A 22,068-nucleotide genomic window follows, 5' to 3' on the forward strand; every position below is an offset into this window, starting at 1 on the left:
ATCATCAAACAGACTGACTTCTCCACAGAGCGTGTAGAACCACCTTACGTCTTCTGGTACAACCTGATCTGGCTCTACAACTGGAAATACTACAGGCTCATACACCTGACAGTGCGAAGCTGCACGAATACTATGAGCGAGATGAATCTATTTCTATCAAAACCTCTTATTTCACACTGACTGACACCTACTATTATTTACATGCATATATATTTACCCCTATAATACGATAGCCACCGTGCACGTGGCTATTTCATTGAAAAAATGGAGAAGGATCACCATGACGTGTTTTTTCTGTGGCACCCGGCTCCCCGATGACAGCACTGTCTGTTCCCAATGCCAGAAAACTCAACCTGAGCAACATGCTACTATCCAGGGTACACCATCGTCACCAAAACCGTTGACGTCAACCTTCGAGTACCACGCGCCACCACATCCAGTGCCGTACTCCTCACTGCCTGCCCCATTCAAGAAGAAAAAGCTGTACACCATCCTCTTTGCCGGGGAGGTGCTGCAGTACTCCTGTTGGCACTCATAGTCTTCTGGCTCTATACAGTAGAGACCGCGATTCACCACGGCAGCACACGACCCTCGCTTACGAGCGGGGCTCCGATGACGTTGAACCCGTACACACAGCAGCAGGAATTGCTGGTGATACGTGATCCCATGCACGATAACACTCTCGGTGATGCCCATGGCTATCATTGGATGGACGATGTCCATGATGGAAACCCTGGATCAGCTGCGACAAAGGGGTGCTATTTTGCCGATCACATGTATCACGTCTCGACCAGTGATCAATCGTCCTCGCATACAGAGGTATACTGCCTCAACGGCGGGACGCGCTTCAGCGATTTCACCTATCAGGTAAAAGTGAGCGTGCAACAGGGTCATCTGGGCGGCATCATCTTCCGGCAAAGTCCCCATGCACACTTTTACGCCTTTCTCGTGTCCGACACGGGAGACTTCATATTATTTTCGAGCGCGAACAGTGACGCAACAGTGCTTGCCAGAAGCGTCTCATCTAGCATCAATCAGCGGCTGGGAGCGGCCAATCTGCTCGCGGTCGTCGCACATGGGAGTAAGCTAGATCTCTTTATTAATCAGCACCACGTTGCCAGCGTGACCGACGCAGCCTATAGCACTGGTCTTATCGGGACGATCGCTCTTTCCGATGATGTATCACAACGTACCGATATTGCCTTTGCTGACGCTAGTATCTGGATTCCCTCCCGGTAACCCATCAACTTTATCTCTTCCTGACAGAGGATTGGCACAACAGTACATTGCTGCATCTCGATGTGAAGAAGAGGAAAGAAAAATACTATGCACGCCAACGATATTCAAGGATGTATGATAAACTATCATCATGGATAAAGCTGATCATATGCGCAGTATTGTTGTACCTGAGTGAGTTCGGCTGCGGGCCGAGCAATCAAGCTCCCAGTCAAGACAGTGGCTTAAAGACCTTCCTGGTCTGATTGCCGAACTTGAGCACGACAATGAGGATTTGCTTGCAGCAGTTGGTCCACTGACTTTAGCCCACGAATATTGCGAGCTACTTGCCAGTGAATCTGCCTCGATGAAGCCGCTATTTGGGAATGGGGCTTTATCGAGCGCGTATCAACTGGTTTATATATTTGCGCCTACGGCTCAAGCGAGTATGGCCAGCCATTTTTCAAAACAGCACAACGCTTGCTGGATAGTGCTACATAAGCAGACAGCTTACATAGTACTATCCCCAATACGCGTCTGAGGAATTACTATTCTGCAACAATATGTCCAGTGCATAGCGAGAGCTGAAATGGCTGCCATCCACCCGGTGGATCCCACTCGCCTTCACCATAGATGATGTTGTCGGCAACACGAATGATGACGACTCCATCAATCCCCAGCTGTTCCGTGGTCCATTGCAATCGAGCCTGCGCATCAAAGCACAGCAGATCCGAGGCCGATGCGACAAGAAGCGCCTCTTGAAGTGGATAGAGATGCCCAAAATATCCACACAAGGGATGTGAATGGTGCTGTCGTGTCTCCAGAGAGACAAAATGGACCATATCGGCAAAACCGATTATCAACCATTTGTGCCAGATCTGTATATCAGCAAATGCTCCCAGTTCCCCATACACATCGATCCTCATCACGGGATCTCCGTTCTCCTCCACCAGGCAATATTGTGATGGAGTTCCAAGCCCGCGTGGAACATCCCCTAGAGGCACCGCATCTAGCATCAAGGCAGCATCTTCAAGAGTTTGCACAAAGCGACAAGTATACATCTATCAACAGCAACCTTTCTATAACCTTGATCATATCAATATCACAATACATGCTACTATCTCATACCAATACACCGGGCAAGAGTTTGCTGCAATGGATAAACACGTTCGCCAGGCAGCAAGGTCTTCGCTTTCGCTTCCTTGCCCTCTTGCAAGAGAGCATAGATCTTTCTCACCAATGGGGTTGCATCTCGAATCTCCATCGTCCATTCATTGACATACTGTTCAATAATATGGCGGCTCAGCCCCACTTGAATACTGTTGATAGGAAGGCTTTTGCCCCGGAGAGATCGTTCAGGATCCCATTGCACGTGGACACGTGCCTGCTCAAATTGCGTGGCCCACTCGTCATAACTGCGGTAGACCGATGGATCATACGAGGTCAACACAGCCTGAGAAAGCGCCTCCTCCCAACCCTGCCGTGTCATGCGAATCGCCAGGATCATTTCCTGACCAGATTTGAGTCCCCAGTTGCTGCGCTCCATGAGCCATAAAAAAGAGGGCTTGATCCAGGTCATGCGATGCATTGAAAACGGGGGCACAAAGCGGTTGTGCTGTATCGCCGGCAGGGCAATCGCCTTCGCATAAGCCTGGTAGACCGTGATCGACCTGCGGTCATACTCAGCGCGAATTTCGTTGATATTCATGTCCACATCTTACACGAAGAGACCTTGATTGCATATCATTTCTCTAAATGACGTCTATAATACTATACTTATATTACTCATTTATTGCGGAGGATTGGATCCCTAAATGAAGCCAGAAGATTGGTGAACTCCATTTCTGTGGGAAGCCAGCTCCTTGCAGTGCTCATGGGTTCTCATCAATAATGAAGCAGTGCTCGAAGGGACATAACTCATGGGGTTTCAGATTCAACCAAATCGATGGGGCCATTGGACGAACCTTTGATTGGCTGATCTGCCCCAGCGCCTGGTGTATGATTAAGAAAACGAGCCTGCACATGGTATGTCTCTGATCCTAATTTCTCTCTCTCAGCTTATGTCTGCTCCTCGCTTTCCTTAAGATTTCGTTCTCAGACACACACTGAGCATGCGAATCTGACCCATACCTATCCTCTGCACAGTTTACCAGCTTTCCTACTATCGTAAAGAATAAGCCAAAAATTATAATGTGGAGCGCAACAGATGTCGTTACGTCATTTAGATTATATTCCTTGCGATCTGACACGCTACAGCCAGCAAATTCTGCCAGCCTGGCGCGATGCCCAGAGCGGGATTCTGCAGCCGCTACGCGAGATTATGGCTTCTGCCAGCCATTTTTCCACCTGGTACGTGTTTAATATTCCTAATCCGCTACCTGATATTTTTTTTGCTGGACCACGATGCGCCTTTGGTTGGGATCTTTTTAAAAAGGATCGGAGCGTCTGGCCCCAAATTCTAGGCCCTCGTGATCTGCCATCCCCTCTGCGCGATATTCTCCTTCAGGATGCAGAGGAGAGACGTGAATTAGATATCTGGAGGCTCTTCTCTCGCCACCTCCCTGCATTTCTTGAGGGCAATGAGCACGCCCAGTCACAAGAATTTCTCTTACAATGCCTCTTCTATACGTTTTGTTGCCAGCTTCCCGAGGAAACCATGCTCGATAGCCGTGTACTGATAGAGGAGGGAGTTTCTTTATGGGACGAGTATATGGCCAGGAGTTCACAGGTAAAAGCGCTCTGGGATACATTCAGCCAACCAGCGCCGCAACCGCTGGCCGATCAGTTGCTCGCCCCTCGAACGTATCAGGACTATCTCACCACAACATTACATGCCGAAGCTTTTCCACGGGCTATTCTTCATAATTTCGATATCTTCGGTTTCATTGATCATGAGGAGACGGTTCGTCTGGTCACCAATCTGCCCACCAGGGAACGCCCCGACCTGGAGGGCATTGTGTATGGATGTGTGCGCGATCGAGACAATAAGAAATGGCTTCTGCCCCCAGATTTAGAACAATTGTATCGCAAACAGTTCTATGGTGAGTTGCAGAGTCTGGACGTTTATCGCGCCATGTGTGCCTACTGGAACGAACATTCTCATCAGGAGTTTCAAAGCAATGTCGATACATACTACCAGTGGTTACACCGCACGGAAGCAACGATGCTGGCCCGATTTCGGTACGCCGCAGAACATGGTTGGGGCATGATCGAGATTCGCGTCTAACATCATCTACCCCACACTAGATACGTCAGATGTATCGATTATGTGCCAGCGCCACAAAAAAGTTGCAAATTTTTTTGTTGTTCCTGGCATACAATCACTGTAAACCAGCGTCGTGGAGAACTTTTTCGAGGAGATCTTTGATACTAAGTGAGTCATCCCAATAAGTATGACTTTTAATCTTTTCCCAACAGACATACTCTCTTTATATCTTAAACGCACGAGTACAAAAGGACTCGGAGCCCTCATGCCTGCTTCAAAGAGCTTCGGAGGAATGTCCGACCAACACCCTTTTTTTCTTGACGGAGATATAGCTATACTCTACAATACAAATCGAGCAAGCAACCCATTATGACCATATTATTGCTCGTCGGGAGTAAGAAAAGGTGCCAGATCGTTCAGGACAACAATTTGGGAACTATCGACTCAAAAAGAGGATTGGAAAAGGCGGCTTCGGCGAAGTTTACCTGGCTGAGCACATTGGACGGGGCACCCAGGTTGCGCTTAAGGTGCTGCGAGCGAGCCTGACACAGGAAACATTTATCAAGGCCTTCCATTGTCAAGGCCGGTGTCATGACGAGCCGATTTGGAATTGGTCGCCCCAATCAAACGAACGTTAAAAAACAAACTTTGAGAACGTCGGCGATGAAAACGCCGACCAAACCGCGCCGGAATCCAGGCGACCCCAACGCCGACATCGTGAACGTCGGTTGACTACACGCCGGTGGGTAAATCGCCGGCGGCATGCCGTGCTGTGTCTGACAAGGTTGAGGGGCTTCGGCTCTCTGTTCGGCGCTCCTTCATGCGGTAACTGCCCCCATTGATAGCGATGACCTCTGCATGATGCAGGAGCCGGTCAAGCAAAGCCGTCGCCAGCACCTCGTCCCCCAGTAACGCTCCCCAGCCAGTAAAGCTGGTATTGGACGTCAGGATAATGGAGCCGTGCTCATAGCGAGCCGCCACCAGCTCAAAGAAGTGATGAGCCTGCTCGGCGGTGAGCCTGGTGTAGCCCACCTCATCAATGATGAGCAAACTGGGCGCGATGTAGCGCCGCAGGCGCTGACGCATGAGACCAGGATGCGAGGCGCTCTCCAGGGACTGAGCCAGTTCCGCCAGCGTCGTAAACAGGACTGTGTGTCCCTCTGCCAGTGCTCGATTGGCCAGAGCCAGGCTCAAATGCGTCTTGCCCGTTCCAGGAGGGCCCAGAAAGACCACATTGGTGCAGGTCCGCACAAAGGACAGATCAGCCAACTCCCGGATGCGCCGCTCAGAGAGCGAGGGTTGGAACGAAAAGTCGAAACCCTCCACCGTCTTTTTGCTGGGAATGCGTGCGGCCTTGAGACGGCGGGCCGTGGCTTTTTGCTCGCGGCCATCCAGCTCTGCGCCCAGGGCCCGCTCCACCATGGTTTCATACGTCCACTGCTCTCGCCGGGCAGTTTCCAGCAACCGGGGTAACGCCGTTTGCAGGTGGGTCAAGTTCAGTTGCTTGTACGCGGTGATCGACTTCATGCACCCACCTCCGCTACGGATGGCACGCCACAATACTGATCATACTCGGCCAGAGCCCGGCTTTGCACCTGAGGTGCCTGCTGCTGGTGGCCTAACGGTGCTGCTGTTCGTCGGATCGCCGAGGTTGAGGGAACACCCGTCCATTGCTCTGGATGCGGCACACTCTCTTGTGAGCGAGGACGCTTCTCGATGGCAAACACCTCTTGCCCCTGCGACCAAACAGTGAGCACACCCTTGCGTTCGCGAACCTGCACCATGTTGCCAGCCAGATGCAGATTGCCTGGCAATCCGTAGAGCACGCCATCGTAAGAGACATAGCCATCCCAGGTCACTTTGCGTTCTTCGGTGGCAAAGCGCTCCCAGGCAAAGGCCTGAGGCAAGGGTTGGAGCTTCTCCACCTCCAAACGATCGACCGGGCGGGCATGGGTTGTGCGGTGCACGCGGGAATTGATGCGCTCACACCAGCGATGGGCCTGGCGATTGAGATCATCGAGATCGGTGAAGGTCACCCCGGCCCAAAAGCTCTGCTTCACATAACTCACGGTGCGCTCGACCTTGCCTTTCGTCTGTGGCGTGTAGGGCTTGCAGACGCGGGCAGTGACCCCAATGGAGACCATGAAGTCAGCAAAGCGAGGATTCCAACGGGGCTTGTTCTCCTGCATTTCGAGCAACACGCTTTTCATGCGGTCAGTCAGCGCACACCTGGTCAGGCCTCCGAAGTATTCAAACGCCTCCATCAAGGAGCGAATGAGCGTCGGAGTATCGCAACGCTTCACAAACGTCACAAAGCGCATGCGCGAATAGCCTAGCACGGCAGTAAAGCCATAGAATTTATGGATGATGCCCTCCTGTTCATAGGTGAACTCCCCCAATCGAATTGCACCTGTTGGCCAGGCTCAGTTTCATAGCGTTGCACGGGCGCATGTCCTGCCACCGCCGGTCGCAGGGGATGGACAAACTCCTTCAAGATACTAATCCCGCCGGTGTACCCCATCGGCTGTAACCTTGCGTAGATCACTTCACAATTCGTGCAATGATCTTCCATCACCCAACGCGTAATCTGTTCTTTGAACGGATCAAGCTTGGAAGGCCGAGGCGGGCGCGGTTTGGGGATCACCGCTTCTGGGTGCGCGAGATATTTGCGCACAGTGGTCCGCGAAATGTCCAATTTCTGGGCAATTTCCTGGACAGTCTTCCCTTGTTGATGCAAATCGTGTATCGTATTCACGGTCTGACTCCTGAGCATGGTCGGTCTCCTGAGGTTGTGTTTTTGATTTTCCTCAGAATACCGCCTTCTTGGGGGTCGGTCAATTCTTCACCGGCTCAAGTGTACACCGTCTTTAATACCATCACGAGACACGGGTCCTCAGTCAATTAGAGCACCCCAATATCGTACATCTTTTCGATTACGGAGTAGAGCAAACAACGCCTTTCGTTGTGCTTGAGTATGCCGAAAACGGATCGCTGAGCACACGGTATCCGTTGGGTGTGACGTTTCCCTTTGTCAGTATCGCATCCTATACACGGCAAATTGCCGAGGCTCTCCAATATGCCCATGACCGGGACATCATGCATCGTGATGTCAAACCAGACAATATGTTGTTGGGAAATAATGGCGAAATCCTGCTCAGCGATTTTGGCCTGGCCGCTTTAGCACCTGAAGGGCAAATCGATCCTGATGATCCACTGCGCTTTATGGGAACACTAAGATATATGGCACCTGAACAATTCATTGGGCAACCTCACCTTGCCAGCGATCAGTTTGCTCTGGCAGTGATAGTCTATACATGGATTTGTGGCGTCTATCCTTTTCAAAGTGATTCCAGGGAGTTGGCTCTCCCACACATGTCTGCCTCACCTCCTTTACTCAGCACAAAAGTGCCAGATATTTCGCCTGAGGTAGAGCAGGTCATCGTCAAGGCTCTGGACAGGTGGCCAGCCAACCGCTTTGCCAGTGTGCTAGAATTTGCTCAGGCACTGGAGCAAGCTTGCCAAAAAACCATCGATTTTTTCCCTCTCCCAGAAGGAATACAAAAGAACGCCAGAATGTGGATGGGCGAAGCATCCATCCATTTGAGTGCTAAACGCTATCAAGAAGTCATTGCCGCCTGTGACCGCGCTTTAGAAGCGAAAACTGATTTTGCCTGGGCCTATTCACTACGAGGGCTGGCCTATTACAACCTCAATGCATACACTAAAGCAATTGAAAACTATGACCGTGCCATTGAGCTTGCTCCTCAATATGTACAAGCACTCTCCAACAGGGGCACGGCCTACCACGCTCTCAAACAATATCAGCAGGCGCTAGATGATTACGACCGCGCCATTGACAGCGACTCCACGGATGCAATGGCTCACAACAATCGCGGCTGGACCCACTATCGCCTGGGCAATTATCAACAGGCCATAGACAACTATCAGCGCGCCCTCGCGCTCAGACCCCGCTTCGCACTAGCCCATGTCAATCTTGGCCTGGCCTACTACGAACTCAAAGAATACGAAACAGCCCTGGCATCGTTCAGACAAGCGTTGGAAATAGATCCGAAATACCAGCGGGCTTATATTCAACAAGGGCGTACATTTGTTGTCCTAGAAGAATATCAGAAATCGGTTGAGGCATATACTCGCGCGATAGAACTCAATCCACAAGATAAGATGGCGTATCATAATCGTGGCCGATCGAATCGCATGCTCAAGGCATACGAAAAAGCCCTGGAGGATTTTGCGCAGGCACTGCAACTGAAACCGGATGACGCGCTCGTGTATAACAGTCGCGGCTGGATGTACAATGAAATGAAAGAGTATAAACTGGCTCTCGCTGATTTTGAGCACGCATCAGAATTAGATGAAAAACTGGTTAATGCTCGCAATGGCCTGGAAAAGGTATATTGTGCCCTGAACAAACACCAGGAGCTTATCAAATTCTATAGCCAATCGATAGAACACAACCAACAGAACGCAACAGCATACAAGAATCGTGGCCAGACTTACTATACCCTGCAAGACTACTCCAAAGCGCTGGCTGACTTTGAGCAGACTATCAGTCTCAATCCACGTTGGGCACTGGCTCATATGCATCGCGGCTTCGCCCTCAATAAACTGAAAAAACATCAACAGGCCGTGGAAGCTTTCGTACAAGCAGTGGAACTAGATGCAAAACTATTCGATGCCTGGTTTGGTCAAGGGCAGGCCTATCTGCATTTGAAGGAATATCAGAAATCGATCGAAGCCTATGATCAGGTTATTGCCCTGAATCCTAAATACGTCGTAGCCTACAACAACCGTGGTTGGAGCTATTTTTTACAGAAACAATCCCATGAAGCAATAAAGGACTATAATCAGGCACTTGAACTCGATCCCAAATACGTATCGGCTCTTAATAATCGCGGCTGGGCCCGTTATTTTCTCAAAGATTATACGCACGCGCTCACAGACTTTGAGCACGCCCTCAGCCTGGACTCAAATCATCTGAAGGCTTTGGTTAATCGCGGACTAACCTACTATCAACTGAAGGCATACGATACAGCACTAGAAGTTTTTGCTCAGGTCCTGGAAAAAGATGCGCACAACGTGCGCGCATGGAATAGTCGCGGCTGGGTCTATTATGCCTTGAAGCAGTATGAGCAGGCGCTTGCTGACTACAATCAAGCCCTCACACTCAATCCCACTAAACCTATTTCCCTCTACATTGATCGTGCCTGGATTTACGCGGAACGTGGCGATTTCCAACAAGCGCTGGAGGATTGTGGAAAAGCTTTGTGCCTCGATGATGCTTATCCAATTGTTTATGCCTATCGGGCACGAGTGTATTGCCTGCAAGGTCATCCTGATCAGGCCCTGGCTGATTGTGAGCGAGCACTAGAGCTAGATACACACTGTGCTGACGCGTATGCGGTGCGCGGGCTCGTCTCTTTTCATCAGGGCAACTATAGTCAGGCCCGCAATGATTTTGAGCAAGCTCTCTCTCTAGGCAAGAATCTCTTCTGGATCGATGAAGAGTTTGCGAGCGTTTGTGGCATACTGGAAAATGCAAATTGAGGGACCACACTTTCCAATCCTGGTAATAAGCAATGGTTGAAATGGAAAAGGCACGCTCGTACAAGCATCTCAGCATGCCATTCCTAATGCACCAGAGTCAATGCTTCAGTTCACCAGAAATGTTACAGGTGGGAAAAAGATGAATGTTGAAACGCTACAAATGCTCGTGATGAAGCAAAAGCACAAAAGGAATTTGCACGATGAAAGAAGAAGCGAGAGTATATCTCAACGAGGCTCTGGACTATATCCAGGAACACTCAGTCAGAAGAGCGTACATCGATTGGCAGGTGTTGCGCAAGGAGGTCTATGCACAAGCTTCCCACGCTCAGACACCCGCACAGGTCTATCCAGCCATCAAAAAAGCCCTCTTCCTTTTGGATGATCATCATAGTTTCTTTTCTGACCCGGAAAGCGTTCAGTTGCAAAACCAGGGGCTGGCAAAACAGTTTGGGCTACGCATTATCTGCCCTGAAGGAGTGGTTGGACTGGTCTATCCTGGCAGCCCGGCAGAACAGGCCGGGGTACACATCGGTGATCAGGTTGAAACGATCAATGGTCAACCGATGGCGCGCTGGTCTATCTGGCAACTCCGAACGCTTCTGGTCTTTGGGTATGGGTATAACGATCTGGAACTGACCCTCAAACCAGCAGGAAAACCGTTCGTCCGTTCTGTTCATTTACAGGCCACTGCTTACACAACGATCAGAAAACCAGAGAGGAGAGAGATTGCACACAAGATCGGCTATCTCGATCTGCCTGGACTGATGGGCAGTCAAGAACAAGCCATAGAGTATGCCCAGTTGACTCAACAGCTCATTCGTGAAATTGACCCAAGCAATCCCTGTGGGTGGGTGATTGATCTGAGGCGCAATACGGGATGGAATATGTGGCCGATGGTGGCAGGGCTCGGACCCATTGTAGGGGAAGGGGAGTGGCTTACCTTTGTAGCGTCTCAAGAACAGCAGATGGCTTTCTATCGTGACGGTCAGGCAGGGATCTCGCCTGATACTGTGCTCGTCAACGTGGAGAGGCCCTATCACCTCAAACATCCCAGGCCTCCAGTCGCAGTACTGACCAGCCAGTTAACATCCAGTTCCGGCGAGTTCACCGCCCTGATGTTCCGTGGCCTTCCACGCACCCGCAGCTTTGGTGAGCCAACACAAGGTGTTCCTACGGCTAACGAGCATAAGAATTTGAGCGATGGAGCGGCACTGATACTCACAACCGCATTAGGAGCAGATCGGACAGGTCAGACCTATGACAGTCCATTGATCCCGGATTGCCCTGTCAAGATTGATTGGACACATCTGGGCACACCTGATGATCCTGTCCTACAGGCCGCTGTCCAATGGCTTCAAGTTGAAGAAGGCTGACTGTAAGCGCCTCCAGCTGCGTCTCAAATCATCTCCCAGCATCTATTTGGAGTCAAAATATTTTTTTGTTATTCCTTGCAAGCCAGAGAACAATCGAAAGGGAAAACACGCTCATGACCATCTGTGTAGCGGCAGTAAGAAGCATCCACCGGAGAAAGACACGCCCCCATGATTGAACGATGGCCAGGGGAACAATGATGCCCAACACAAACATTCCTAACACTATGATAGTGAAGAGCCATGCCCTCACCCTGTGAGGAAAGGTCGGGAGTGGGGCGCTCGCATCCCCTAAGCCAAACCGGCCCCCAAACGCCCAATACACATGAAACACAATAAAGACAATGACCCACCCTAGAGATGCAGATCCTGCCCACAGAATTCTGTTTTGTTCTTCGCCGCCGTTCAGTTGACTCTCGCTATTTATCATATACCGTTCCCTTTCACGCGTCAGATTTCATCATAGTTACACACTCATATGACATGTTGGAAGGTGAAAGTATGACCGACAGCAAATATCCATTGTGATCACACCTCCTGAATCTATGGCGCTTTTAGTAAATACATCCTATGACATAGAATATGCCGCCGGTTATACACTAGGGGTTAGAATATATTGCAGCAAGCTATTTCTTCTAATTTTCTCCTGACAGCTTGCCTTTTGCGAATTTCAGCTGAGCCATAAATTGGGATATAATGTTTGTAGTTCCCGCCACAAATGCATTGGAAACTGCAAAAAAACTGCAAATACAGCTTTTCAGAGGAGCAGATCGATTGAGTATCTTAGAAGAGATTGTTGGTGCATTATCCGACACTGATCGAAATAGCAAAATGAGGAAACTAGGCGATCTAGAACTGTTTATGGATTACGGATTTGGTCGTCGTCAAGACGTTTCAAATAAGGAGTTTGTTCAAGGTATCTCCTTGCTCGTCAAAGCTGCGCCTTAGGCATGGTTCAAGATGAGCGTGAAGCACTGTGACAATTGGCGAGAAAGTTGACATAAAGAATCCCTGAGAGATACGGTGAATATTATCAAAAAAGCACCACTTTCAGGGAGGATACATGATCCATTGTAGCACGGTTGAGGCACGCGTCAATATGGTGAGTCAGATGATGACTGAGCCTACTCACGGCCTGGTGAGCGAGTTGAGCCGCACCCATCACGTCTCTCGTCAGACCTTGTATCGGTGGGCGCATATTGGACGGGACGCCTTGGAAGCAGCGTTTGGCAAGATGAGCCAGCCCCAGAAGCCATCTCAGTCGATTTCCAGCCTGGTGCTAACTCTGTTGCTGGAAACGCACGCGAGCTATCGAGGGATCCAGTCCATGCTCAAAGACGTGCATGGCATCCAGATCAGTTTGGGAACCATCGCCAGTCTGGTCAAAGAAGCGGGTCAACGCGCTCAGAGGTGGATGAGCCAGCAACGAGCGGACATGCCACGTGCGCTGGCCTTAGATGAACAGTACAGTAGTCAGCGAGGCAAAGCCTATCTCAATGTGATTGATGTCCACAGTGGTCATGTGTGGGCCAGTATCCCACCCGTCAAAGTGGATGGAGAAAGCTGGATCTTGCTCTGGTGGCAATTGCAGGAGCAAGGCATCACGCGTCATGTACCGTCAGTGATGGCGGGCATGGCCATCCATGAGGCCTTGAAGCAGGTCCAAAGCTTGCCGAGCCACCAGCGTGATGTCTGGCATATCTTGCATCTGGCTGCTCAAGTTCAAGGACGACTGGAGCACTGTGTCAAAAAAGCAGAAGATCGCTTGACGATCATCCAACGCCAAGCGCAGCGTGTGGCGGACGGCAAAAAAGTGATTGGACGCAGACCAAGCGCCGATGTGGATGGACACGTGCGCTACATTGCACAGGTCCGCAGCATTGCCGAAGGGGTGAGCTATCTCTCACAAGAACTCAAGCGTCTCCTGGAGATCGTCGTGCTCAGTGCTAACGCACACATGGGGATCCTCACCAGCCAGGATCGGATGGCCGAAATAGAAACGATTGTGTGTTTGCTGGAAGAGCTGGCAGTTCAGGCGCCAGAAAAAGATGCAGACGCACCTGCGTTTGCTCACCAGACATTTGAGCTTGGCCTTGCCATCACTGTTGCTCTTCGCCCGAAGTCTGGATGAGAGACAACATCAAGCATGTGAGCAACTGGGTCCACACGCGATATCGCTGTTAGCATGGGCATGGCAGCGCCGCAAGATTCTTGGTCCGAGCACACCAGGAATTGCTCCAAAGTATTGAACCAGCCTGGCGAGCGGTGGCGGAGCCCTTGTTTCATGCCTGGGAGACCGCAGTACGAGCAAGTAGTGCAGTAGAAAACTGGCACAGCATTGTCCGCCCACATCTAGCGGTTCATCGCACGCTTTCAGCAGGATGCTCGCCCTGCTAGCGGTGTGGCAACAACCATCGCATTGCGCCACGAGGATTGCATGAAGGTCTCTCGCCGATTACAACGAACTGATGCAAGCATACCGCAATGAATTGGTTAACTGTTTTAGGGTATCCCGCCCAGGTTGCGTGAGTGTTCAAAGTGTCACATTGATTTGAACCATGCCTTAACAAAAATGGTTTTATAAGTGATACGTATACGCGACTTGCTGTCGTAACACACAGTGAGCAAATAGTAGGAATGGTCGATTATCGACCAGTAAGGCATGGTCCAAGTCAAGGGAATATAGCCTACTTTTTTGGCATTGAATTAGCCGAGGAGCATCGTGGTCTGGGATATGGAACTGAGGCCCATAAACTCTTAGTGCGCTATCTTTTCGCAACCTACCCGATCGTGCGTATAGAGACACTTACAGATAGTGAGAATAAAGCAGAGCAGAGGACATTAGAAAAGAGTAACTTCACACGTGAAGGAATGATGCGCCAAGCTCAATGGCGTAAAGGTGCCTGGCATGACATGGTATTATATAGCATTTTACGTCAGGAACAACCAGAATAAGGATAAATCTCCTTGCTTCTTTTCTTGACATCAACCAAGCTTCCTGATACATTTCATCATGAGATTACGTTATGTACGCATTGTACAAGCAAATGTTTCCTGCCTCCTTGCAAGCCTGAGTAGAGCGCTTACAAGGAGGCACGGATCAATATGAAGAGTGTTTCTCTCGTATTCACACTTATGCAATTCTGATTTGTATAAGTGACAGATTTTTTTTGCCCTTTTCTTTTCCTCTTTTGATGCGCTTGCACCAGGCTTTCCCCTTTTTGCCACCTCGTTCATTGATAGGCATGTCCCTTTTTTCAGAGGTTGGCTAAGATTTTGATTTCATGGTCCCATTTCATCCTGGAAGGCAGGCGTTTCCTATGGAAAAACAGCATCACTCTCAGACAGAACGGCACCAGAGCTTTTCTGTCTTTTCCGATACGATCATCACGAACCGAAACAATCCAAAAATCAAGCAAATTCGCGCTCTTCTCAAGCGTTCAGAACGCGAACGAACCGGGCTGGCACTGGTTGAGGGGCTCCGCCTTGGTCACGGAGGCGCTACGTTATCCACAACGTGTGCGTCAACTCCTCGTTGCGTCAGAATTGTTGAGGAGCCAGCATGGACAGCATTATTGCAAGAGCAGAGGAAAAAAGGACTTCCCTGCCTCTATGTGAGCAGCGACGTCTTTCAAAGTTTTTCGCTCAAGGACAATCCGCAGGGCATTGCAGCCGTAGTTTCCCAACAATGGAGCTATTAGAGCAGGTAAGACTTTCGCCAGAAGATTTCTGGGTTGCACTGGAAGCTGTGCAGGATCTGGCAACCTGGGGACGATTCTGCGTACTGTGACGCAACTGGTTGCCGTGGTGTTTTTTCTGCTTGATCATACTACCGATGCGTATGATCCGACAGCGCTCCGCGCCAGTATGGGTGCGATTTTCTCGCAGCGCCTGGTCAAAACCTCTTTTCAGGCCTTTGCTGACTGGAAGCGCCTTTACCACTATCCAGTGATTGGTGCATCCGATGCCGCGGTTGTGGAATTACCGGCAGGCCGATTATCCATTGCCCATGATCCTCTTGATGGGCAGCGAACGCCAGGGACTTTCACCCGAGCAACAGACTTTGTGCGACCTCATCGTCGCGTATTCCGATGCGTGGAGCAGCGATTCACTCAACGTTTCTATTGCCCCACCGCCCCGCCGTTGTGCTCTATGAGATCCTTCATCGTCCGTGGAGGATGAATTGTCATCACCACTTGTTGGGGGTTCCAACATTTTTTCGCAGCGTTTTCCCCTCTTTTTTTAGAGGGGAAGCAATTTTAGAAGAACTAAGGAGAAAATATGATCCCAGAAAGCACAGATGGGTCGCTCTGAATCAGTAAAGAAATGTTTGTTCTGAAAACGCGTGTTGATTATGGTCAGAAGAGACCAATAAGCTCTTCTGACCATAATCAACACTCCCAATATCACATTATTTCTTTCTTAGTGATACAATAAGCATGAGATGCAAAAGAAAAGATCGCATCCAAACCTCAGGGAGGGTTGAAGATAAAAGCCCATAGTCAAGTCTATCCAGAAGCTTTGGTCGGCAAGCTTCTCTTGAAGGCAGAACAGCGCATCGTCTCAGGGTGCGGTAGCAAATAATCGAACCTCTGGGCATCGTTGGTCAGAGTTGATCAGACGTTCAAAAATGCAGACCAAGCTTTTTCTAGCAAGCGGGCTGAACGCTGATTATCTCGTGAGGTGATTAGCCACAATACGTTGTAGGCCCAGAACCTGTCTTCCATGCGCGATTACCGCGGAGGCTGATTCATAGGCGTAGCCTGGGGACCAGAACTGGGAAAGAAAAGCAAAGCCAATATCCACATCTTCCAGTGACTCTCTTTTGATCAGTCCGCAGATGCCAATTGGAGTATGATCTTCTTTCAGAGCGGTTAAGTACAGACCAAAGCCCACGCGGGCGTACATAGCCACTGGTCCAGATACAATATAGGTACAAGCATCTTCAAGGGTTCGTACCCCATTATCACCAATAAATTGCAACCATGAGGGATCATTCATCAGCGCAAGAAGAAATGCACCATCTTCAGTGGTGAGATGACGGAGGATCAGCCGATCTGTTTCAATCACGTTCAATGGAGAGGGACCTCTTTCTGATAAAAAGAACCGGGCAGGGTCGCCTGCTCCAGTTCCACCAGGGTATATTGTATTATATAGCCGCGTTATTTCGCTGGTGCTTTCTGTTCTGATGATTCTTTCGGCGTTTCTAGCCGCATCCAGATATCATCTGTGCGACATACCAGAAATTGTCGATGGTAATATTTCGTCTTTCCACTCGTATAACTCGTGTCTTGTTTACGAAGTTCCATCACGCCTTTACAGTGGGGGCACACAATATTCTCAATGGTCATAATCGTCTTTTCTCCTTACATCCTCATCCAATTGAGATGCAGACCCAGGTTGGTCTATAGACAATATATGAATACTTCCAAATATTGAAGAGACCACCGACTATCAAATATGACCCCGTTCCCACATTGGGGGAAGTTCATAACTTGGCTGTGGAAAAGGAGGTCAATTATGCTGCGAGGTGGTCGGGGCAATTACAACCTGAGTAAGCAAACAGTACGAAGATACAAGTGATTGCGAATATGGCTCAAATAACCATGGCTATATCAATAGCATTGCCAGTCATTGAATTTTTTACAGGAGGATTTACATGTCAAGATTTAACGACTTTGAAATTCTTTTTCTAGAGCTTCCTTCTCCTTTTGAGCAAAATCCTCTGAGACATCTTCAATAAGCTCAGTAACAGGAACTTCCAAAGCCCTTGATAGCTTATTAATAGTCGTCGTAGCAACTTCCCTGTACGGATCTCTATAAATAGCTCGTAGCGTATTTGTCGCCATATCGGCAGCCCTTGCCAATTTCCCCTGGCTAAAACCTTTTTCCTTCGCTACTTCTTTTACTCTTAATCTCAACATAGTGGGATTGTAACAAGTAATGGGAGTTGACAAAAGATCATTTGTAATGATATCTTTCTAAGGGGTTCATTCAAAGTATATACCTTAAAATACATCGGCAATACGTAGATTTGCTTGAAGGGATCCCTGTAGCTACGACATCAAACAGACCAATGATCAAGTTATAAAGACACAAGCAATTGCGGAGAGAGCACCAATGGTCTTCAGTATCCGTACTGGTAACAAGATCCCAGCGATGGTGTTGGGATATTACAATCGCTCAGGGTCTCGCCGCTCTATTCATGAAGTCGTGCTGCACGGCAAATTTGGGAAGATACCAGATACTTCCGCTGGCGGGAACAATAAAGGTTGCGGTAGAAAGGAGCAGGTCGCTCTTCTTACTCTTCCCTTCCTGATTCCTTTTCGTGATAATCATCGGGCACCATTTCTATCAGGTCTCCAATTTCAACGTCTAAGGCTTGAGCGACTCGACCCAACGTATCAGTTGTAGCAGGATCAAATGGATTTCGAAAATATCTCTTAATAGTTCTAAAGCTCACATCAGCTTTCCTTGAAAGGCTCGACATATTATATCCTTTTGCCTGAGCGATTTCCTTCACCTTCAATCGCGGTTTCATAGTTGCTCCTCATACTTTTTGCTCATTGTATTCTGGAGACTAGGTTGACGAAATTACGCGTGTAATGTTAGTATCTTAGTATTGAACATCGGATACTGAACACATATGTACAGTCAGAAAGAGATGAAAGGGAAATGACACAGCTAAGAGCAAACAGGAACGCAGGATAAAAGGACAAAACATGTGTGTTACATCCAATATGCTGCTCACCACAGTAGATTTTTATGTATCGAGCACAAGCCAGAAACAAAAAGATCGCCTTATGATTTTCTAGGATAAAATCCTTTATACAGTTACAGAGAAACCATTCCAACATGCTTACCTTCTACCTACGCATAAAGGCAGATCGTTTGTTTTCAAGACAATGTCAGGATGATACACCGATTACACATTTGAAGAAAATTGAACAATCATAGTTCTCACGTGGATCTGATTAGAAAGAAGTACGTCATACACACGGTTTCACAGAAAGCATAGAAGAAGAGGACCATCATGCAAACATAGACAACTGCAAGCCATGCATCCCATAACAGAGCTTCTCTGATAGAGGAAGTTATTACCATCTCGATCAAACATACCTACGCATCTCATACGGATGACCTGTAGATAGGACGTCATTGTGTTTTTTGAAAACGTATAGGAATAAACCATGCCACATTAGGAGGGAACATTATGCAGCAGCATTCTAGCGACGTTGTTCGCTTACTTGAACTTATTGATGCGGAATACACTGCCGCCAGGCTTGGACTGTCGGGGACGGCAGCAGGCGTCTCGCAGCATCAGTTTATTACGAGCAAAATGGAGCGTATGGAACTGCTTCATCAGGAATTGCGCACCCATGTCGGCGAGCAGGCCATGGTGCTTATTACGCAAACCATTGATGCTTCCCACAGTGATACCTCACATAGCTCTGACAACCATGGAGAGGAACCGCCAAAGCAATTGTGATTCATGCCATCGGATAGCAGGGGTCACGCACACCATCACACAACGATAAACCTTGTTCACACTATTTTCGGGAGCCTGATTAGTTCACACGTCAAGGAGCAACAAAATGGGTCTCTTTTCGTTCTTGCGCAGAAAAAAATCGACATGGAATACCTGTAATGATCATCTGTTCACATGTCCGGTCGCCTTTATCCGAGGGCGCAGGCATCGCGTGGATGTTCCCTATGCGTTACCGAAGGATGAGCGTGAGGAGGAACGCATTAATTTTCAGCACTATACCCTCCACAAGTTATTGGGAGGGCACTATCACGCGCCCATTGATCCTACGGTGCAGAGGATCCTGGATGTCGGAACCGGAACGGGCAAATGGGCCCATGATATCGCACGCCACTTTCCTCAGGCGCAGGTGTATGGCCTGGACCTTGAACAGCCGCAAGCAATGGGCTTGCAGCCTCCTGAGAACTATCAATTCGTGCAGGGCAATGTCATGGACCCCCTCCCTTTTCCAGACAACCATTTTGATTTTGTCCACCAACGCCTCCTCGTCAGTGCGATCCCATCGAGCCTGTGGCCTGCCGTGCTACAAGAAATTGTTCGTGTTACCAAACCAGGCGGCTACATTGAGCTGGCCGAAGCGGGAAACGGCTATCAGCATGTCGGTGCCTGTACACAGACTTTCCTGCAATGGGGACAAACTGCCAGTGCCAGGAAAGGCATCGACCTGACGCTGATGAAATACCTGGGAGACCTGCTGGCCAGCGTTGGCTTAGGACATATCCAGACCAAAACCTTTCAGCTCCCCGTCGGGGCCTGGGGTGGAAAGGAAGGGAACTTATACGCGAAAGATATGTATGCCGCGTTCCAGGGACTCAAAAACTTTTATTGCCTGGTCGGTGGCGTTGGTCCTGCCAGCTTTGACGCCACCCTTGAGGCACTCCCACAGGAATGGGAAGCCTGCCATACCACCCATGAGTTCTATATTGCCTATGGGCAAAAATAACCCCTGCTGGCTGGGAACATGTTTCTGCAGTGAACAGGAAGCAGACGTCATGGCAGAAGAATGTATCGATCACTACGAGGAGAGGCAATGGAAGAGAGAAAGAAAAAATCAACCCTGGAACACCTGAGAATGCGCTATCCCATTGATATCCCAACGCTGGCACGGCAAGCCGGGGTTGGGACTATCACGGTCTATCATGCGCTCCTACACAAGCCGATTTATCGCGAGAGTGCGGAAAAGATTCTCGCCGCGCTCTCGCAGCATACGGGCCTGGCTCTCTCCTTTGATCAGGTGGATATCGTCACGTGGGATGACTACCTGTTTCTCTGGATTGTGAGGGCAAGCCGCGAAACAAGCCATAACGATACAGAGGCGCATCTGGTCGATGAATATCAGTTTGTCTATGCACGCGACCGGCACCATGCAGCCCTTCTCGCTGGATCATGGTTATCCCAGAAATCACACCTCACCCATCATTCCTTCACACCGTGTCCAGAGGGATTCCTGATTGGCGATATCGCTATTCCTGGACATCTCACCAAAGGGACGCATTGAGGAAAAACAGTTCCTGGATTTTTTTGATGCACATCCATTCCAGCCACTATATCCTGGAAGATCCTCTCTGGCGTTGCATTCCCACGGATTGCCCCACACACCGGCGCCAGAGTGATGCTGCCTCACAAAAGAGCAATCTCATGACGTAAACGTCTAGTGGGCGACTGTTGATCGAACGCATTTAGGTGATACAATGAGCATAAGGCGCGAAAGGAATGGGAGAGCAGAAACGCCAGAGGATTATTGAGGCAGCAACAGAGCATCGTGTTGCTTCCATGAAGAACGTTACCAGATAAGGAGAGAAGAGCCGGTGCCTCCTTCTGCACACACAACAAGCCCACTTGAGCCAAAGATGATACGCCAGCACATTCGCACACTGATTCGTAGCCAGTATCGCCTGCATCCACGAGAGGCAACACGTCAAACGCATGCGGTGCTCAATGAGATCTGGCAGTTTGTAGCGATAACGTCCATACAACTACAAGTGAATGAACAGCGGCAGGCTCTGCTGACGCTCAAGGCTGTCACGGATGTCTTGACCGAGCAATGGATGCATCTCAATGATATTCATGGTGAGGTCAGCGATTTCTTTCAGGAACTCACCAGGGTGTGGACCGAGACGGCGCTCCAGGTTGATCTGACGGCCACCGAGCGCAAACGTTGGGCGAAACAGATAACAAGCTGGCAAACACGACTTGCCGACTGGCATAGCATACATGAAGCATTTGCGGTTCCTCAGGCAGCTCTTCGTGAAGGCTGGGATCATGTTCCACTTCAACGTATCTTACAAGGAACAGCTCATCAAGAGCGAGCCTGGGATGGTGAGATTCCTGCCTATGCTCCTCACCTCACCCGAGCTCGACTCACCGTGTTGGAACAACAAGAGAGGTTTCAGGAATACCTGTATCTGGCCAAAGCAGAAGGCCAGACCAGAGCGTATGTGACCATGCTCGTGCGACAGGGACAGATCTCGGAAGCGATCTCCTATGGACAGCACCATCTAACAACAGTCGAGGACGCGCTGGCAGTGGCTCAGGCGTTATGGACGCATGGCGCGCGATCAGAAGGTCTTCAGATCGCCGATCTTGGCATCACCCTTGATGGCGACCGCGTCCCGCTTGCCATCTGGCTGCGTGACCAATCCTGGCGCATAGGAGAACAGGCACAAGCACTGAAAGCAGGCGAGGTTGCCTTTCAGGGCGAGCCGACGCTGAAGCATTATCTCCACCTCGCCCATATCGCCGGAACCCAATGGCCCCAATACCGTGCCAGACTCCTGGATAGTGCACGCCAGGCTCCTTCTACCACCGATGCGCACGGCTTACTCCAGATCTTCTTACATGAGCATCTCTTTGAGGATGCCATTGCTGTGCTGAAAACGGATCGGCGGCACACGCTGGTTGCACTGGTCGTAGACGCCGCACTCAAAGAGCAGACCGTCCTGGAATGGGTTGTCCAGGCGTGCCGCCAGCAAGCCGAACATATTATGAATGGAGCCAAAGCCTCTTACTATCAGGCCGCAGCCAACTGGCTCACGAAAGCACGGACAGCCTATCACCTTTTAGGACAAGATGACACATGGCACGTCTACCTCGCTGATCTGGTAGAACGGCACCAACACAAGTCAAAATTACGGCCACTCTTGATAGCATTAGCATGAATGTAGATA

The 22,068-nt window shown here is 49.6% G+C and carries 22 protein-coding genes and 1 pseudogene; 15 read left to right on the plus strand and 8 right to left on the minus strand.

Annotation, left to right across the window (positions count from 1 at the left end; translation table 11 throughout):
• Positions 1 to 525: 525 nt before the first annotated feature.
• A complete protein-coding gene (locus KDW_RS02080; protein WP_151754430.1) occupies positions 526 to 1,239 on the plus strand; it encodes a hypothetical protein in 714 nt (237 codons plus the stop codon).
• Between the two features lie 524 nt (positions 1,240 to 1,763).
• Here KDW_RS02080 and KDW_RS02090 read toward each other — a convergent pair.
• Both KDW_RS02090 and KDW_RS02095 read right to left on the minus strand, forming a co-directional pair.
• Positions 1,764 to 2,276, minus strand: a complete 513-nt coding sequence (locus KDW_RS02090; protein WP_162004879.1) for a hypothetical protein — start codon at positions 2,274 to 2,276, stop codon at positions 1,764 to 1,766.
• A gap of 56 nt (positions 2,277 to 2,332) precedes the next feature.
• Complete coding sequence (locus tag KDW_RS02095; protein ID WP_151754432.1) at positions 2,333 to 2,923, minus strand: DUF4291 domain-containing protein; 591 nt, start codon at positions 2,921 to 2,923, stop codon at positions 2,333 to 2,335.
• Positions 2,924 to 3,421: 498 nt separating this feature from the next.
• Here KDW_RS02095 and KDW_RS02100 point away from each other — a divergent pair, with 498 nt between their 5' ends.
• Both KDW_RS02100 and KDW_RS02105 read left to right on the plus strand, forming a co-directional pair.
• Complete coding sequence (locus tag KDW_RS02100; protein WP_151754433.1) at positions 3,422 to 4,441, plus strand: hypothetical protein; 1,020 nt, start codon at positions 3,422 to 3,424, stop codon at positions 4,439 to 4,441.
• A 383-nt stretch (positions 4,442 to 4,824) separates the two neighbouring features.
• Positions 4,825 to 5,058, plus strand: coding sequence for a hypothetical protein (locus KDW_RS02105; protein WP_151754434.1), 234 nt, complete (start codon positions 4,825 to 4,827; stop codon positions 5,056 to 5,058).
• Between the two features lie 94 nt (positions 5,059 to 5,152).
• Here the strand turns inward: KDW_RS02105 and istB are convergent, their stop codons facing one another.
• Genes istB through KDW_RS02120 form a run of 3 tightly spaced genes read right to left on the minus strand, consistent with a single transcriptional unit; the run spans position 5,153 to position 7,193 of the window.
• Positions 5,153 to 5,947: an IS21-like element helper ATPase IstB gene (gene istB, locus KDW_RS02110; RefSeq protein ID WP_151754435.1), complete on the minus strand. Its 795-nt coding sequence runs from the start codon at positions 5,945 to 5,947 to the stop codon at positions 5,153 to 5,155.
• Positions 5,944 to 6,819 (minus strand): IS21 family transposase, encoded by an 876-nt coding sequence (gene istA, locus KDW_RS02115; RefSeq protein WP_151757588.1) that lies wholly within the window; start codon positions 6,817 to 6,819, stop codon positions 5,944 to 5,946. Before istA ends, istB begins: the two co-directional genes overlap by 4 nt.
• Positions 6,753 to 7,193, minus strand: coding sequence for a helix-turn-helix domain-containing protein (locus tag KDW_RS02120; RefSeq protein ID WP_151754437.1), 441 nt, complete (start codon positions 7,191 to 7,193; stop codon positions 6,753 to 6,755). Before KDW_RS02120 ends, istA begins: the two co-directional genes overlap by 67 nt.
• A gap of 116 nt (positions 7,194 to 7,309) precedes the next feature.
• On the opposite strand from KDW_RS02120, the pseudogene KDW_RS35710 reads away from it, so the two are divergent.
• The 8 genes and pseudogenes from KDW_RS35710 to KDW_RS36395 all read left to right on the plus strand — a co-directional run.
• Positions 7,310 to 8,692: pseudogene (locus KDW_RS35710) on the plus strand (tetratricopeptide repeat protein); the annotation flags it as partial.
• Between the two features lie 48 nt (positions 8,693 to 8,740).
• A complete protein-coding gene (locus KDW_RS35715; RefSeq protein ID WP_371876242.1) occupies positions 8,741 to 9,985 on the plus strand; it encodes a tetratricopeptide repeat protein in 1,245 nt (414 codons plus the stop codon).
• 200 nt (positions 9,986 to 10,185) lie between these two features.
• Positions 10,186 to 11,358, plus strand: a complete 1,173-nt coding sequence (locus tag KDW_RS02130; protein ID WP_151754439.1) for a S41 family peptidase — start codon at positions 10,186 to 10,188, stop codon at positions 11,356 to 11,358.
• A gap of 771 nt (positions 11,359 to 12,129) precedes the next feature.
• Positions 12,130 to 12,303, plus strand: coding sequence for a hypothetical protein (locus KDW_RS02140; RefSeq protein ID WP_162004881.1), 174 nt, complete (start codon positions 12,130 to 12,132; stop codon positions 12,301 to 12,303).
• A gap of 115 nt (positions 12,304 to 12,418) precedes the next feature.
• Complete coding sequence (locus tag KDW_RS02145) at positions 12,419 to 13,486, plus strand: COG3415 family protein (protein ID WP_151754442.1); 1,068 nt, start codon at positions 12,419 to 12,421, stop codon at positions 13,484 to 13,486.
• A 449-nt stretch (positions 13,487 to 13,935) separates the two neighbouring features.
• Positions 13,936 to 14,310, plus strand: coding sequence for a GNAT family N-acetyltransferase (locus tag KDW_RS02155; RefSeq protein WP_151754444.1), 375 nt, complete (start codon positions 13,936 to 13,938; stop codon positions 14,308 to 14,310).
• Between the two features lie 365 nt (positions 14,311 to 14,675).
• Positions 14,676 to 15,056 (plus strand): hypothetical protein, encoded by a 381-nt coding sequence (locus KDW_RS02160; RefSeq protein ID WP_151754445.1) that lies wholly within the window; start codon positions 14,676 to 14,678, stop codon positions 15,054 to 15,056.
• An 85-nt stretch (positions 15,057 to 15,141) separates the two neighbouring features.
• Complete coding sequence (locus KDW_RS36395) at positions 15,142 to 15,537, plus strand: RNA methyltransferase (RefSeq protein ID WP_233097586.1); 396 nt, start codon at positions 15,142 to 15,144, stop codon at positions 15,535 to 15,537.
• Between the two features lie 489 nt (positions 15,538 to 16,026).
• Here the strand turns inward: KDW_RS36395 and KDW_RS02170 are convergent, their stop codons facing one another.
• The 3 genes from KDW_RS02170 to KDW_RS02180 form a co-directional block, all read right to left on the minus strand.
• Entirely contained in the window at positions 16,027 to 16,425 is a 399-nt protein-coding gene (locus KDW_RS02170) for a GNAT family N-acetyltransferase (protein WP_233097754.1), read from the minus strand.
• 599 nt (positions 16,426 to 17,024) lie between these two features.
• Entirely contained in the window at positions 17,025 to 17,279 is a 255-nt protein-coding gene (locus KDW_RS33545) for a helix-turn-helix domain-containing protein (RefSeq protein WP_269822466.1), read from the minus strand.
• A gap of 377 nt (positions 17,280 to 17,656) precedes the next feature.
• Positions 17,657 to 17,896, minus strand: coding sequence for a helix-turn-helix domain-containing protein (locus KDW_RS02180; RefSeq protein WP_151754448.1), 240 nt, complete (start codon positions 17,894 to 17,896; stop codon positions 17,657 to 17,659).
• 672 nt (positions 17,897 to 18,568) lie between these two features.
• Between KDW_RS02180 and KDW_RS02185 the strand changes: the two genes are divergently transcribed.
• From KDW_RS02185 to KDW_RS02200, 4 genes are all read left to right on the plus strand, one after another.
• Positions 18,569 to 18,844 carry a hypothetical protein gene (locus KDW_RS02185; protein WP_198925165.1) on the plus strand — a complete coding sequence of 92 codons (276 nt, stop codon included), beginning with the start codon at positions 18,569 to 18,571 and terminating at the stop codon, positions 18,842 to 18,844.
• Between the two features lie 106 nt (positions 18,845 to 18,950).
• The gene (locus KDW_RS02190; RefSeq protein WP_151754449.1) at positions 18,951 to 19,844 is read left to right on the plus strand and encodes a class I SAM-dependent methyltransferase; all 894 of its coding nucleotides are present in this window, start codon (positions 18,951 to 18,953) and stop codon (positions 19,842 to 19,844) included.
• An 87-nt stretch (positions 19,845 to 19,931) separates the two neighbouring features.
• On the plus strand, positions 19,932 to 20,399 hold the full coding sequence (locus KDW_RS02195; RefSeq protein ID WP_151754450.1) for a hypothetical protein: 468 nt from the start codon (positions 19,932 to 19,934) through the stop codon (positions 20,397 to 20,399).
• Between the two features lie 310 nt (positions 20,400 to 20,709).
• A complete protein-coding gene (locus tag KDW_RS02200) occupies positions 20,710 to 22,059 on the plus strand; it encodes a hypothetical protein (protein ID WP_151754451.1) in 1,350 nt (449 codons plus the stop codon).
• The last annotated feature ends 9 nt before the right edge of the window (positions 22,060 to 22,068 follow it).

It is taken from the genome of Dictyobacter vulcani (genome assembly GCF_008974265.1).
Classification (GTDB): Bacteria; Chloroflexota; Ktedonobacteria; order Ktedonobacterales; family Ktedonobacteraceae; genus Dictyobacter; species Dictyobacter vulcani.

What these genes read in the sequence shown, in the direction of transcription:
- KDW_RS02090 (WP_162004879.1), bottom strand. Translation starts at nt 2,276, where the DNA reads ATGTATACTTGTCGCTTTGTGCAAACTCTTGAAGATGCTGCCTTGATG.
- KDW_RS02095 (WP_151754432.1), bottom strand. Translation starts at nt 2,923, where the DNA reads ATGAATATCAACGAAATTCGCGCTGAGTATGACCGCAGGTCGATCACG.
- KDW_RS02100 (WP_151754433.1), top strand. Translation starts at nt 3,422, where the DNA reads ATGTCGTTACGTCATTTAGATTATATTCCTTGCGATCTGACACGCTAC.
- istB (WP_151754435.1), bottom strand. Translation starts at nt 5,947, where the DNA reads ATGAAGTCGATCACCGCGTACAAGCAACTGAACTTGACCCACCTGCAA.
- KDW_RS02120 (WP_151754437.1), bottom strand. Translation starts at nt 7,193, where the DNA reads ATGCTCAGGAGTCAGACCGTGAATACGATACACGATTTGCATCAACAA.
- KDW_RS35715 (WP_371876242.1), top strand. Translation starts at nt 8,741, where the DNA reads ATGAAAGAGTATAAACTGGCTCTCGCTGATTTTGAGCACGCATCAGAA.
- KDW_RS02130 (WP_151754439.1), top strand. Translation starts at nt 10,186, where the DNA reads ATGAAAGAAGAAGCGAGAGTATATCTCAACGAGGCTCTGGACTATATC.
- KDW_RS02145 (WP_151754442.1), top strand. Translation starts at nt 12,419, where the DNA reads ATGATCCATTGTAGCACGGTTGAGGCACGCGTCAATATGGTGAGTCAG.
- KDW_RS02160 (WP_151754445.1), top strand. Translation starts at nt 14,676, where the DNA reads ATGGAAAAACAGCATCACTCTCAGACAGAACGGCACCAGAGCTTTTCT.
- KDW_RS33545 (WP_269822466.1), bottom strand. Translation starts at nt 17,279, where the DNA reads ATGTTGAGATTAAGAGTAAAAGAAGTAGCGAAGGAAAAAGGTTTTAGC.
- KDW_RS02180 (WP_151754448.1), bottom strand. Translation starts at nt 17,896, where the DNA reads ATGAAACCGCGATTGAAGGTGAAGGAAATCGCTCAGGCAAAAGGATAT.
- KDW_RS02185 (WP_198925165.1), top strand. Translation starts at nt 18,569, where the DNA reads ATGCAGCAGCATTCTAGCGACGTTGTTCGCTTACTTGAACTTATTGAT.
- KDW_RS02190 (WP_151754449.1), top strand. Translation starts at nt 18,951, where the DNA reads ATGGGTCTCTTTTCGTTCTTGCGCAGAAAAAAATCGACATGGAATACC.
- KDW_RS02195 (WP_151754450.1), top strand. Translation starts at nt 19,932, where the DNA reads ATGGAAGAGAGAAAGAAAAAATCAACCCTGGAACACCTGAGAATGCGC.